Below are 13,002 nucleotides of genomic sequence, written 5' to 3' on the forward strand. Positions count from 1 at the left end.
GCGCACGGCGGCGGCGGAGCGGTCGAGCAGCGGCGCGATCTGCTCGAACGGCACCGCGAACGTGTCGTGCAGGACGAACGCGACGCGCTCGGCGGGCGAGAGCGTGTCCAGGACCACCAGGAGCGCCACCCCGACCTCGTCCGCGAGCAGCGCCTCGTCCTCCGGGGCTGGCGCCATGTCGCCCGCCCCGGCGCCGAGCGCGTCGAGCGGGTCCTCGCGGCGCGTGTCGCGCGAACGCAGCATGTTCAGGCAGACCCGGGCGACGATCGTGGTCAGCCACCCGGCGAGGTTGTCGACCTCGTCGGCGTCCGCGCGGTCCGCACGGATCCAGGCCTCCTGCACGGCGTCGTCCGCCTCGCTGAGCGAGCCGAGGATGCGGTACGCCACCGAACGCAGCCGGGGCCGCTGCTCCTCGAACCGTTCGGCCAGTTCCCCCGCGTGCAGCGCGCGTATCGCGTCGTTTTCGGTCACGGGGGCAGTAGACCACGCCGTTCGCGGAGGCCGCTCAGGAGACCCGCGTCGCCCCGGCGAACGGCATCTGGTCGATCGGCGCGACCCGCACGGGCGCGCTCGGGTTCGGGGCGTGGATCATCTGGCCGTTGCCGATGTAGAGGCCGACGTGACTGATCCCTGAGTAGAAGAACACCAGGTCGCCCGGCTGGAGTTGGGAGCGCGGGATGCGCCGTCCCGCGTTGATCTGCGCGTACGTGGTGCGCGGCAGGGAGACCCCCGCGGCGCGGTACGCGGCCTGCGTCAGGCCCGAGCAGTCGAAGGCGTTCGGGCCGGTGGCACCCCAGACGTAGGGGCTGCCGAGCGCGTTCTGCGCGTAGGAAATGGCGGCGGCGGCGCGGGAGTTGGTGGCCTTGCCCACCTCGTCCCTGGGCGCCGAGCGGGAGGCGCGGTCGTCGGTCGCGGGATCGGTGACGCGGGAGCGGTCCGCCGGATCGAGCCGGTCGAGCAGCTGCCTCGCCTCGCCGAGCTTCTTCGTGACCGTCTTCTTCTGCCGCTGCAACTCCTGCTGCTTGCCGCGCAGTTCGGAGAGGGAGCCGTCGGCCTGCGTGTGCAGCTGGTCGATCTCGCGCAGCTCCTTGCGGACCCGGGTGATCGTGGCGGCCTGCCGGGTGCCGACGCGGTCCGTGAGGGACGCCTCGTCCAGGTACCGGTCGGGGGTGGAGGACAGCAGCAGTGCCACGGACGGGTCCACGCCGCCGTCGCGGTACTGCGCGGCCGCGACCGAACCGAGCTGTCGGCGCTGGGAGTTGAGGGCCTCGGTCCTGCGGGACGCCTCGTCCTGCAGCGAGTCGACCTCCTTCTGCGCCTTCCGCGCCTTCTCCTTCGCGCCGTTGTACTTCTCGGTGGAGACCTCCGCCTCCTGGTAGAGCTTGTCGACCTTCGCCTTCACCTGAGCGGGGGTGAGGTGCGGCTCCGCGTGCGCCGTGCCGCCCTCGAAGGCGGTGGCGGTGGCCGCGGAGGCGAGGGCGAGGGTGGCCGCGGTGCGGACCGTACTGCCACTGAGCGAACGCTGTTTGGGCCTGCGATGTGCTGCCGGCACTAAACGCCACGTCCTTCCGGAACGTACAACCGCCTCGCGCGCGTCCGGCGGCGGCCCGCACAGGGGGAGCGGGCCGCCGCCGGACCTTTCTCGGCGGTGGTGTCCGACTGCCGCCCCTGGCCCGGGCGGCGGTGGGGAGCCGGTCACCTGAGGAAGGACGCTAAACCTCGGCGTAACGGGTTGGTGGCGGATTGTTCACAACTGGTCCGTTTGTTACGGGCAGTGCCAGAGGGTGACCGCGCACTGTCCGGAGAAGCCCGCCGACGGTCCGCGCCGGGCACCCCATTAGGCTCCGGGACCATGGACGTACTCATCCATCTCTTCGTCGGCCTGCACATCATCGGCATCGCCTCGCTGCTCGGCGGCTTCCTCACGCAGATGTCGGCGATGGGGCAGGGCACCGCCCGCTTCAACAGGGCGATGCTGCACGGCGCCCTGACCATGCTGGTCACCGGTGTCGCCCTCGTCGGCCTCAACCAGGCCGACGACAACACCGTCAACAACATCAAGATCGGCGTGAAGCTCGCGATCCTGATCGTCATCCTCGGGATCGTCTACGTGAAGCGCGACGAGGAGAAGGCGGAGAAGGGCCTGTTCGCCGCGGTCGGCGGGCTGACGGTCGCCAACATCTTCATCGCGGTCCTGTGGACCTGAGGGACCCGGCGGAGCGCACCGACCCGGCCGCTCCGACGGCCACGAGGACCCAGGCCGCGAAGGCGATCCACAGCAGCACCTGCCCCGGCCCCTTGAGCCAGGACGTCTCGACCGCGGTGGCGACCGACAGCGCCGCCACCGCCGTCATCCCCATCGGGAACACCGTCGACCAGCGCCGCACGTCGTAGGTGAACCGCGGCTCCAGGACCTCCGCGACCGCGAGCACCACGTACCAGGCCACGTCGAGCGCGAGCAGCACCCCGCACATGTCGCGCAGCACCCCGGTCACGTCGGAGTTCCACAGGTCACCGGCGCGGCCCGCGAGCACCAGCTTCGCCGCGGCGAGCGCCGAGATGGCGAGCGCGCCGCCCGCGACCCAGTGGTCCCCGGCCCCCGCGCACACCTGCCGCGGATCGAACCGGGTGAACGCGACGACGTACAGCACGAGCCCGAACCAGAACACCACCACCGCCGCGTAACCGAGCCAGTGCACGCGCAGCGCCGCCGACAGCGTCGCGCCCAGCACGACGAGCCCCTGCGTCGCCACGCACACGAGGAACACCGCCCCGGGCATCTTCGGCTTCCAGTGCCGCACGACGACGAACAGCAGCCCCGGCCACACGACCACGGCGAGCACGAGCAGCGCCTCGGCGAGCCACTGCCAGCCGGCCAGCGAGCACCGGGTGCCGAGCACGCACGTCGCCGCGACCGCGGTCAGCGCGGGCGGCGTGTCCGCCTCGTGCTCCCACCGGCTGCGCTCGCGGACGAGACGCAGCACGAAGTCGGCCGCGAGCAGCACCCACAGCGCCGCCGCGAGGACGAACAGGATCGCGGACAGGACGTCCTGACCGATGAGGTGGAACCCGACCGAGACGATCCCGGTCGCCATGACGGCGGCTCCGGCGGCGGGCGGGAGCTGGGCCCACAGGGCGGCGGGAAGGGGGCGCGGGGTCACGTCCGGGCGGTGCTGCACCGCCCGAACGTAACCGCGGACGGCCTCAGGCCGGGCGCACCACGCTGTGGATCGACGCCGTGCCGTCGTAGTAGATGGACTCCTCGCGGACGTACGCGCCCGGCTTCGGCGCGTGGATCATCATGCCGTCACCGAGGTAGAGCCCGACGTGGCTGATGTCGTCGTAGAAGAAGACCAGGTCGCCCGGCTGGATGTCGGAGAGGGAGACCGTCGTGCCGGCCTCCACCTGGTCCCAGGTGGTGCGCGGCAGCGAGATGCCGGCCGCCTTCCACGCGGCCTGCGTCAGACCGGAGCAGTCGTACGAGTCCGGGCCCGTGGCCCCCCACACGTACGGCCTGCCCTCCTGGGACTTGGCGAAGGCGAGGGCCTTCGCCGCCTTCGCGGCGTAACCGGACGACGTGCTGCCGGAGGAGCCGGAGCCGGAACCGGACGAGGAGCCCGACGAGGAGTCCTCCTGCTGGGCGGCCTGCTCGGCCTCCTGCCGCTTCTTCTCCTCCGCGGCCTTCTGCTTCTCGGCGAGCTCGGCGGCCTTCTTGCGGGCCGCCTCCTCCTTCGCCTTCTCGATCTTCGCGAGCCGCGCCTTCTCCTCGGCGGTCAGCTTCGACAGCAGCTGCCGCGCGTCGGAGAGCTTGGTCTGCACGCTCGCCTTCGACGTCTCCAGCTCGGTCTGCGAGGAGGTGAGCTGCTGCAGGTTCTCCTGCGCCTCGGTGCGCTTCTTCGCGGTCTCGCGCTGCTGCTGCTGGTAGTCGTCGACGGCCTTCTTCTGCTCGGACGTCATCCGGCTCAGCAGCTGGTCCTGCGCGAAGTAGTCCTCGGGGTTGTCGGCGAGGAGCATCGTCGCGGTGTTGCTGACGCCGCCCGAGCGGTACTGCTCGGCGGCGAACCGGCCCAGCTCCTGGCGCGCCGAGTTCATCTTCTCGGTGCGCTTGGCGATGTCGTCGAGGAGCCTGTCGACCTGCTTCTTCTTGCCGTCGGTCTGCTCCTTGGCGGAGTTGTACTTCTGGGTGGCGACCTCGGCCTGCCGGTACAGGGTGTCGACCTTCTTCTGCACCTCTTCGAGGCTGGGCTTCGCCGGTTGCGCGGGAGCGGCCTGCGCCGTCTGCGAGAGCAGGGCCACCGAGGTGAGGGCGGCGGTCGTGATGCCGACCGCGGGGGTCGTACGAAGGCCGCCCGTGATTCGGGAGCGGGCGCGGGGCTTGCGGTGCGACGCCAAGGAGGCGACTCCTTCCGTGGTCCGCCTACCGGGTTAGCTGTCGGGTTCGGGCGTACGGAAGGCTGCCCTACGGTCAACTGCCCGGCACTGCCGGGACGTCGGCCCGATTCACCCCAAAGGTCGGTGGGTCCCCGGTTCCCTGCCTCGCGGCGTACGGAACTCGGCGGGGGCTGCCCGTTCGCCGCGTTGATCGCGGGCGGGGGGACGGGCTGCCCGCGCAGCACCGTAGCCAACTCGTGTTGCTGCTGTGAAGGTTGATGTGCGATATGCCCGATACATTTTCGTGACCTTGATGACTGCCCGGCTCCTGAGCTGCCTCGATGCGGCTGATCCGGGCTGATCTGTGCCGGGTTGTCCCGCGTGTCGGGTGGAGGCTTCGTCGGGGTGCGGGTGCGGGTGCGGGTGCGGGTGCGGGTGCGGGGTGCGGGGTGCGCCGACTTGTTTTCCCTTCGGCTCCCTACGGCTCCCCTCGGCTCCGGCGGGGTCGCGGCCGGGGCCGGGGCCGGGGCCGGGTCGGGACGGTGCTGCGTACGTCACGTCGCGGTCGGTCGCGGCCGGTCGCGGACCGTGACGGGGTGGTCATGGAGTGGGGCGGCGCAAGATCGCCGGGTAGCCGGCTCCGATGGGTCCGGGGGCTGTGACCTGCTCTGACCTGTGTTTTTGGACGGTGTTGTGAAGGTGGCGGCGGGGTGTCAGTGGGGCGGCCTAAACTCGTAAGGCGATGAGCAGCCTCTTTGACGACAACTTCCTGGCGGGCCTCCAGAACCGGACCGAGGAGCCCCCGCCGCCGCCCGAGGACGAGCACGACGGACCGGCGCCGGAGCCGATCCCGGACGACCTGTTCGGCGGGAAGTTCGACGTGCCCCCGGCCAGGGACGCGTACTACCGCGGCGGCGCCCCGCGCCCGGTCCTCGACCCGGCAGCCCTCCTCGACGGGCTGAACGAGAACCAGCGGGCTGCCGTCGTGCACGGCGGCAGCCCCCTGCTCATCGTCGCGGGCGCCGGCTCCGGCAAGACCCGCGTCCTCACGCACCGCATCGCCTACCTGCTGGCCGAGCGCGGAGTGCACCCCGGCCAGATCCTCGCGATCACGTTCACGAACAAGGCCGCGGGCGAGATGAAGGAGCGCGTCGAGGCCCTCGTCGGCCCGCGCGCGGGCGCCATGTGGGTCTCCACCTTCCACAGCGCGTGCGTGCGCATCCTGCGGCGCGAGTCGAAGAAGCTCGGCTTCACCTCCTCCTTCTCGATCTACGACGCCGCCGACAGCAAGCGCCTCATGGCCCTGGTCTGCCGTGACCTCGACCTGGACCCGAAGAAGTTCCCGCCGAAGTCCTTCAGCGCCAAGATCAGCAACCTGAAGAACGAGCTGATCGACGAGGAGGACTACGCGGCGACCGTGGCGGGGGGCACCTCCCGGACGGAGTCCGGGGGAGGCTTCGAGGCGACCCTCGCCCAGGCCTACGCGATGTACCAGTCGCGGCTGCGCGAGGCCAACGCGCTGGACTTCGACGACCTGATCATGACGACTGTCAACCTGCTGCGCGCGTTCCCGGACGTCGCCGAGCACTATCACCGCCGCTTCCGGCACGTCATGGTCGACGAGTACCAGGACACGAACCACGCGCAGTACGCGCTGGTGCGCGAGCTCGTCGGACCGGCCCAGGACGCGGAGGGCAACGACGCGGACCCCGCCGAGCTGTGCGTCGTCGGTGACGCGGACCAGTCCATCTACGCGTTCCGCGGCGCCACGATCCGCAACATCCTCCAGTTCGAGGAGGACTACAAGGACGCGACGACGATCATGCTGGAGCAGAACTACCGCTCCACGCAGACGATCCTCTCCGCGGCCAACGCGGTCATCGAGCGCAACGAGTCACGCCGCCCCAAGAACCTCTGGACGAACCAGGGCGCGGGCGCCCAGATCACCGGCTACGTCGCGGACACCGAGCACGACGAGGCGCAGTTCGTCGCCGAGGAGATCGACCGGCTCACCGACGCGGGCGACGCGAAGGCGGGCGACGTCGCCGTCTTCTACCGGACCAACGCGCAGTCCCGTGTCTTCGAAGAGATCTTCATCCGCGTCGGCCTGCCCTACAAGGTCGTCGGCGGAGTGCGCTTCTACGAGCGCAAGGAGGTCCGCGACGTGCTGGCCTACCTGCGCGTCCTCGCCAACCCCGAGGACTCGGTCCCGCTGCGCCGCATCCTGAACGTGCCCAAGCGCGGCATCGGCGACCGCGCCGAAGCCATGATCGACGCGCTCTCCCAGCGCGAGAAGATCTCCTTCCCGCAGGCGCTGCGCCGCGTCGACGAGGCGTACGGCATGGCCGCCCGCTCGACGAACGCGGTCAGGCGGTTCAACACGCTGATGGAGGACCTGCGGACCGTCGTCGAGTCCGGCGCGGGCCCGGCGACGGTCCTGGAGGCCGTCCTCGAACGCACCGGGTACCTCGCCGAGTTGCAGTCCTCCACCGACCCGCAGGACGAGACCCGCATCGAGAACCTCCAGGAACTCGCCGCCGTGGCCCTGGAGTTCGAGCAGGAGTCCGGCGCGGCGGAGGAGAACCAGGAAGAGGCGAGCGGCGGTACGCTCTCCGACTTCCTGGAGCGCGTCGCCCTCGTCGCCGACTCCGACCAGATCCCCGACGAGGAGGACGACGGCAGCGGCGTCATCACCCTGATGACCCTGCACACCGCCAAGGGCCTCGAATTCCCGGTGGTCTTCCTGACCGGCATGGAGGACGGCGTCTTCCCGCACATGCGTTCCCTGGGTCAGACCAAGGAGCTGGAGGAGGAGCGGCGCCTCGCGTACGTCGGCATCACGCGCGCGCGGGAGCGGCTGTACCTGACGCGGTCGGGCATGCGCAGCGCCTGGGGCCACCCCTCGTACAACCCGCCGTCCCGCTTCCTGGAGGAGATCCCGGACGCGCATCTGGAGTGGAAGCGCACGGGCGGCTCCACGCCCGCGCCCGCGAGCTCGGCCAAGGGGATCGGCGGCGGGATCGCCGCGTCGCTCTCGTCGTCGCGCTCCCGCACCACCCCGGCGTTCGCCACCCGCCGCGCCACCGAGAAGCCCGTGGTGTCCCTCGCCGTCGGCGACCGCGTCACGCACGACCAGTTCGGCCTCGGCACGGTGGTGGGAGTCGGCGGCTCCGGGGGCAACGCGGAGGCGACCATCGACTTCGGGGACCCCAAGCCGAAGCGACTGCTCCTGCGGTACGCGCCGGTCGAGAAGCTGTGAGGTAGAGCGCCCGGCGCAGGGCGGGCAGGAGCAGGGGGCGGTTTTACGTCGGGTCGAGGCCGTGGCTGCGCAGCCACGGCAGCGGGTCGATCGCCGAGCCGCCCCCGGGCCGCACCTCGAAGTGCATGTGCGGGCCGGTCGAGTTCCCGGAGTTGCCCGAGCGGGCGATCACGTCACCGGCCTTCACGGGACCGCTCATCACGGTGTGCGTGGACAGGTGGCAGTACCAGGTCTCCGTGCCGTCCTTGGCGGTGACTATCGCCATGTTCCCGTACGCGCTGTTCCACTGCGTGCGCACGGTGCCGTCCGTCGCCGCCATCACCTCGGTCCCGTACGAGACCGGGAAGTCGATGCCCGTGTGCACGGACATCCAGTTGATGCCGGCCTGCCCGTAGTAGGCGCTCAGTCCCCGCTGCTTGATGGGCAGCGCGAACTTGGGCCGCAGCGCCTCCTTGCGCTTGGCCTCCGCGGCGGCCTTCTTGCGGTCGGCCTCCTGCTTGGCCTTCAGGTCGATCCGCTCCTGCGTGCGGCTCGCCCGGTCGGCGAAGTCGCCCGCGTCCGCGGACATCTCCTTGAGCTGCGTGTCCAGCTTGTTGTTGGCGACGGCGGGCTTCACCGCGGTCGCGTCGGGCGCCGACGCCGCCTGCGTGTCCTTGCCGTCGTCCCCGCCGCCCATCACGGACGCCGCCGCGACTCCGGCGACCCCGACGACGCACACCGAGGGCACGGCCACGGTCAGCAGCGCGGAGCGCCTGGTGGGGGTGCGGCGCCGGGACCGGCCGCCGCGGGGCGCGGCACGCGGGGTGAACTCCCCTTCGCCCGAGGCCGATTCGGCGGACGTCGGTTCCGAGGCCGTCGGTTCGGCGGACGTCGGATCCGGGTCGGGGGCCCGCTCGGGGTCCGGGCCGGACGCGTACCCGTGCGGCGCGTGCTCGGGCCCGTGCTCGTCGTGTGCCTGGGCGTATTCGGCGGGGCTGTACTGGTCCGGGATGTGCTCGTGCGTGTCCTGCACCTGGGGCATGGGCTGCGTGTGCGACGCGTCCTGCACGTGGGGCATGGCCTGGGTGTGCGACGCGTCCTGCACGTGGGGCATGGCGTGCGTGTGGGGCGTGTCCTGTACCGCGGTCGCCGCCGTGCTCGCGTCGGAGTTCCACGCCGTGGCGTCGTACGCGCCCGTGTCGTACGCCGTCGTACCGAAGACCGGGGACTCGAAGGTCTGCGTCTCGTAGGACTGCGCGGGCCACTGCCCGGTGTGCTGCTGCTCGTAACCGGCGCCCGCACCGGCGCCCGCCCACATGGCGGTCGTGTCGTAACTGCCGGTGTCGTAGCCGCTCGTGTGGTCGTACGCCGGTGAGGCGTACGGGGCCGCGTACTGCTGGTGACCGGCCGCGGGCCACTGGCCCGTGTCGTAGGAACCGGTGTCGTAGGAACCCGTCTCGAAGGCCCCCGTCCCGAAGGAGCCGGAGCCGGTGTCGTAGGAACCGGTGTCGTGGGTACCGGTGCTGTACGGGTCGTTCCCCGGCAGATCGCCGAAGAGGGGGTCGGCGGCGAAGCTGGTCGTGGAGTAACCGTCGTACGCCGCGTCGTACGCGGTCCCCGACGGATGACGGTCGTTCACCAACTTCTCTTTCGCCTCGACAACAGGGGCTGGCAGAGCAGTGCGGTGACTGTACCCGGCGGTACGAGGGCGCGACAATCTTCGGCAGGTTTCATGCCCCGCGGAAACGGGCAATCGGCCGCCTTTCGGTGAACTGTGGGCACAGCTTTGGCTCTGAGTTCGACGTGCGTTCGACGTCTTACCGGGAAGCGTGGGGTTCCTGGGGCTCCCCGGTCACGCCACGGTCAGACCCCCGACGGAGCCGGCGGCACGTGCTTCCTCGCCCGCGGAGGCGTCGAGCGCCTGCCGGATGCCGGTCGCGACGGCCGGGTGCACCGGCAGCGCCAGATGCCCGATACCGGTCACCCGCACGTTCTGCACGAGCAGGTCCGGGTGGTCGACGCAGGCCGTCTCGAGCGGCACCATCAACTGGTCGAGATCGCTCCAGAAACTCACGAAGCGCGTACGGCAGCCGGGGGCGGGCTGCTTCAACTCCTCGACGACGGAGGAGCCGGGGCGCATCTGCCGCACGATCGGATGCGCGTCCGCGAGCCGGGCGATCCGGGTACCGGCGTGCGGCGTGCCGAGCGTGACGAGGATGCGCACCCGCTTGTCGCCGCCCAGCCGCTGAACGTAGTAGCGCGCTATCAGCCCGCCCAGGCTGTGGCCCACGACGTCGATTCGCTCCCGCCCCGTCCGCTCGCACAACTCCTCCACGTGCCGGGCCAGCAGGGCGGCCGCGGTCCGTATGTCACAGGTGAGGGGGGAGTAGTTGAGCGACTCGACCTGCTGCCGGCCGTGCTGGGCCAGCGAACGGCGCAGCAGCACGAACACCGAGCGGTTGTCGATGAACCCGTGCAGCAGGAGCACCGGGGGCTTGGCGGGCGTGGGCAGGTGTGCTGTGTCCGGGGGTGCGGCTGGGGGGCGGGGTGCGTCTGTGAGCGGCGTGGTGGAGAGGGCTGTTGTGGCTGTGGCTGTGGCTGTGGCTGTGGTCGTGGCTGTGGTCGTGGTCGTGGTCGTGGTTGTGGTTGTGCTGGGGGAGGGCGAGGGCTTTGGCGGTAGCGCCAAGGGCTGCCTTCGCTCGGGGAGCACGCCGGAGGGGTAGAGGAGCAGATGCCCCGCGAGGATCGCCAGTTCCAGTGCGGTCGCCTTCAGGAGTGCGATCGACAGACCGGCCAGCCTGGTGGGCAGCAGATGACAGAGCGGGCGAAAGGGCAGGATCCTCGTGACCTTCACCGGCCAACCTCCCGTCGGCACACCGAGGCCGTCCCTGACCCCGTGTGCGCTCATGGGGAGCCGGACGAAGCGGTCCCACGGCGGCGGGCCGGGCCTGATGTGCCGACTCATCGGCCCGTGCGGTCCCCGTGATGGCCGAACGCACCGTGCCACCATGCCGTGCGGCTGTCGGCACGGTGGCCCGGCGTCCTCGAAAGCGGCTCCCTGGCGCCCGAACCGGATGCGGCGGTGCTGTCGCGTGGTGCGGACGGGCGCGCAGCGAACGTGTCCCACCGTGTGATTTCCCCCTCGGTCCGCACCGTGAAACGGCCGGTTGCGGGATGCTGTCGATAACGTTCGTTCACTTCGGGTGTCCGGGATGGGATATCCGGAACCCGGGCATCAGGTCCACGGGGACCAGATCCTCGGGGATCAGTCACTTCATGGAGGCAGTGATGGGTGTGGCAGCCGGTCCGATCCGCGTGGTCGTCGCGAAGCCGGGGCTCGACGGCCACGATCGCGGGGCCAAGGTGATCGCGCGGGCGCTGCGCGACGCCGGTATGGAGGTCATCTACACCGGGCTGCACCAGACGCCCGAGCAGATCGTGGACACCGCCATCCAGGAGGACGCCGACGCGATCGGCCTGTCCATCCTCTCCGGCGCGCACAACACCCTGTTCGCGCGCGTCATCGAGCTGTTGGCCGAGCGCGATGCCGCCGACATCAAGGTCTTCGGCGGCGGCATCATCCCCGAGGCCGACATCGCGCCGCTGAAGGACAAGGGCGTCGCGGAGATCTTCACGCCGGGTGCGACGACCGCGTCGATCGTGGACTGGGTCCGCGCCAACGTCCGGCAGCCGGCCGGGGCGTAGGCGCGGCCGCGCGGTGACGGGGGTCGGCGTGGCCGGGCATCGACCAGGGCGTCGGCCTGGCCCTGTGGTGACGGGGCGTCAGCCTGGGCCGTGCGGTGGTTGGGGGGCGTAGGACCGGCTCGCTGGCCGGGGCGTAGGCCCGACCGTGCGGTGACGGGGCGTCGGCGTGGCCCTGTGGTGGGCGGGGCGTCCGTCCGCCTGGCCCCGTGGTCGGCGGGGTGTCGGGCGCTGGGTTCTGTGGATCACGTGCGGTGCGTGGGTCTCTTTGTGAGTTGTGGGGTCCTCCTCGTGGGTTCGTCTGTGGGGGCTTGCGGGTTCCGTTGGGTGTGGGGTCCGTGGGGTCCGTGGACCCTGTGAGTTACGTCGGTTGCGTGGGCCGCGTCGCCGAGTGGAGTTCGTCGCGCATCGCCCGGCGCAGCCGCAACGTGCCGACCAGCCGCTGGAACGCCTCCGACCAGTACCCTCCGGCGCCCGGTGCCGCATCCTCCGATTCCTCCACCGCGGCAGTGAGCCCTTCGAGGCGTGCCGCCTCGTCCGGGTCCAGGCACCGTTCGGCCAGGCCCATCACTCCGCTGAAGCTCCACGGGTAACTCCCCGCGTCCCGCGCGATGTTGAGCGCGTCGACGACGGCCCGCCCGAGCGGAGGCGCCCAGGGTGTCGCGCACACCCCGAGCAGCTGGAACGCCTCGGACAGGCCGTGCGCCGCGATGAACCCCGCGACCCACTCCGCCCGTTCCGCCCCCGGCAGCGCCGCGAGCAGCTTCGCCCGCTCCGCGAGCGACACCGCGCCGGGGCCCGCGGCGTCCGGGGACGTCGGCGCCCCGAGCAGCGCCCGGGACCAGCCGATGTCCCGCTGCCGCACCGCGGCGCGGCACCAGGCGGCATGCAACTCGCTCCGCCAGTCGTCGGCGACCGGCAACGCCACGATCTCCTGCGGCGTGCGGCCGCCGAGTCTCGCGGGCCAGCGGTCCAGCGGCGCCGCCTCCACCAACTGGCCCAGCCACCATGACCGTTCGCCCCGGCCCGTCGGCGGCTTGGCCACGACGCCGTCGCGCTCCATCGCCGCATCGCACTCGTGCGGTGCCTCCACGGTGACCGTGTGCGTCGTGCGGTCGAGCGCCACACAGGACAGGGCCCGGTCCGCCATGCGTGCGGCGAGCGCGGAGTGCGGCAGTGCCGAGAGCAGCTCGGCCGCCGTCGCCCGTACGTTGCGGCTGCGGTCGGTCAGGGTTCGCTCCAGGAACGGCTCGTCCGCGTCGGTCAGACCCGTACGCAGGGAGTCCAGGAACATGAGGCGGTCCTCGGCGCGCTCCGTGCTCCACGTCCCCTCCAGGAGGGTGCGGGCCGCCTCCGGGGAGTGGGCCCGGACGGCCGCAAGTAGCGCGACCCGCTCCGCGAACAGGCCCTCCACCCAGAGCAGTTGGACCTTGTCCGTCTCCTCCGGCATCGGCAGCGTGGTGCCCGCGCCCGGAGTGGCACGCAGGGCGAACTTCCAGTCCGGGTTGAGCCGGGCCAGCCACAGCGCGCGCGGGCCCGCGAACGTGAGGGCCGCCGGGCGCAGGTCGGTGCGGCCGCGCGCCGCGTCGAGCAGGGCCGGCAGGAGTTCGGGGGGCGGCGCATAACCGTGCCCGTTGGCTGCCGCCAGCCACTGCGGCAACAGCTCCAGCAGGTCGGGGGCCGTGCCGCGG

The 13,002-nt window shown here is 71.4% G+C and carries 10 protein-coding genes and 1 riboswitch; of the genes, 3 read left to right on the forward strand and 7 right to left on the reverse strand.

The window, feature by feature from the left end:
- Together G3I40_RS39520 and G3I40_RS39525 are read right to left on the reverse strand one after the other, a co-directional pair.
- Positions 1-471 (reverse strand): sigma-70 family RNA polymerase sigma factor (locus G3I40_RS39520; protein WP_343245165.1); only part of this gene is annotated, 471 nt, incomplete at its 3' end.
- 34 nt (positions 472-505) lie between these two features.
- On the reverse strand, positions 506-1,552 hold the full coding sequence (locus G3I40_RS39525; protein WP_164559645.1) for a C40 family peptidase: 1,047 nt from the start codon (positions 1,550-1,552) through the stop codon (positions 506-508).
- Positions 1,553-1,852: 300 nt separating this feature from the next.
- Between G3I40_RS39525 and G3I40_RS39530 the strand changes: the two genes are divergently transcribed.
- On the forward strand, positions 1,853-2,206 hold the full coding sequence (locus G3I40_RS39530) for a hypothetical protein (protein ID WP_164559646.1): 354 nt from the start codon (positions 1,853-1,855) through the stop codon (positions 2,204-2,206).
- On the opposite strand, the gene G3I40_RS39535 is transcribed toward G3I40_RS39530, so the two are convergent.
- Together G3I40_RS39535 and G3I40_RS39540 are read right to left on the reverse strand one after the other, a co-directional pair.
- A complete protein-coding gene (locus tag G3I40_RS39535; protein WP_343245166.1) occupies positions 2,184-3,179 on the reverse strand; it encodes a tellurite resistance/C4-dicarboxylate transporter family protein in 996 nt (331 codons plus the stop codon). The two genes, G3I40_RS39530 and G3I40_RS39535, sit on opposite strands and share 23 nt — an antisense overlap.
- 25 nt (positions 3,180-3,204) lie before the next feature.
- Positions 3,205-4,392, reverse strand: coding sequence for a C40 family peptidase (locus tag G3I40_RS39540; protein WP_164559647.1), 1,188 nt, complete (start codon positions 4,390-4,392; stop codon positions 3,205-3,207).
- A 6-nt stretch (positions 4,393-4,398) separates the two neighbouring features.
- Positions 4,399-4,568: riboswitch (cyclic di-AMP (ydaO/yuaA leader) on the reverse strand.
- A 545-nt stretch (positions 4,569-5,113) separates the two neighbouring features.
- On the opposite strand from G3I40_RS39540, the gene pcrA reads away from it, so the two are divergent.
- Positions 5,114-7,630 (forward strand): DNA helicase PcrA, encoded by a 2,517-nt coding sequence (gene pcrA / locus G3I40_RS39545; RefSeq protein WP_164559648.1) that lies wholly within the window; start codon positions 5,114-5,116, stop codon positions 7,628-7,630.
- 43 nt (positions 7,631-7,673) lie between these two features.
- On the opposite strand, the gene G3I40_RS39550 is transcribed toward pcrA, so the two are convergent.
- Together G3I40_RS39550 and G3I40_RS39555 are read right to left on the reverse strand one after the other, a co-directional pair.
- Complete coding sequence (locus G3I40_RS39550) at positions 7,674-9,248, reverse strand: M23 family metallopeptidase (RefSeq protein ID WP_343245167.1); 1,575 nt, start codon at positions 9,246-9,248, stop codon at positions 7,674-7,676.
- Between the two features lie 213 nt (positions 9,249-9,461).
- Positions 9,462-10,463 carry an alpha/beta fold hydrolase gene (locus G3I40_RS39555; protein WP_164559650.1) on the reverse strand — a complete coding sequence of 334 codons (1,002 nt, stop codon included), beginning with the start codon at positions 10,461-10,463 and terminating at the stop codon, positions 9,462-9,464.
- Positions 10,464-10,897: 434 nt separating this feature from the next.
- On the opposite strand from G3I40_RS39555, the gene G3I40_RS39560 reads away from it, so the two are divergent.
- Positions 10,898-11,314, forward strand: a complete 417-nt coding sequence (locus tag G3I40_RS39560; RefSeq protein ID WP_164559651.1) for a cobalamin B12-binding domain-containing protein — start codon at positions 10,898-10,900, stop codon at positions 11,312-11,314.
- A gap of 358 nt (positions 11,315-11,672) precedes the next feature.
- Here the strand turns inward: G3I40_RS39560 and G3I40_RS39565 are convergent.
- Positions 11,673-13,002 (reverse strand): DUF5691 domain-containing protein (locus G3I40_RS39565; protein ID WP_164559652.1); only part of this gene is annotated, 1,330 nt, incomplete at its 5' end.

Source organism: Streptomyces sp. SID14478 (assembly GCF_010548525.1).
Classification (GTDB): domain Bacteria; phylum Actinomycetota; class Actinomycetes; order Streptomycetales; family Streptomycetaceae; genus Streptomyces.

Bases quoted from the DNA above. Each gene is read 5' to 3' on its own strand.
- G3I40_RS39530 (WP_164559646.1), top strand. From the start codon at position 1,853: ATGGACGTACTCATCCATCTCTTCGTCGGCCTGCACATCATCGGCATC.
- pcrA (WP_164559648.1), top strand. From the start codon at position 5,114: ATGAGCAGCCTCTTTGACGACAACTTCCTGGCGGGCCTCCAGAACCGG.
- G3I40_RS39560 (WP_164559651.1), top strand. From the start codon at position 10,898: ATGGGTGTGGCAGCCGGTCCGATCCGCGTGGTCGTCGCGAAGCCGGGG.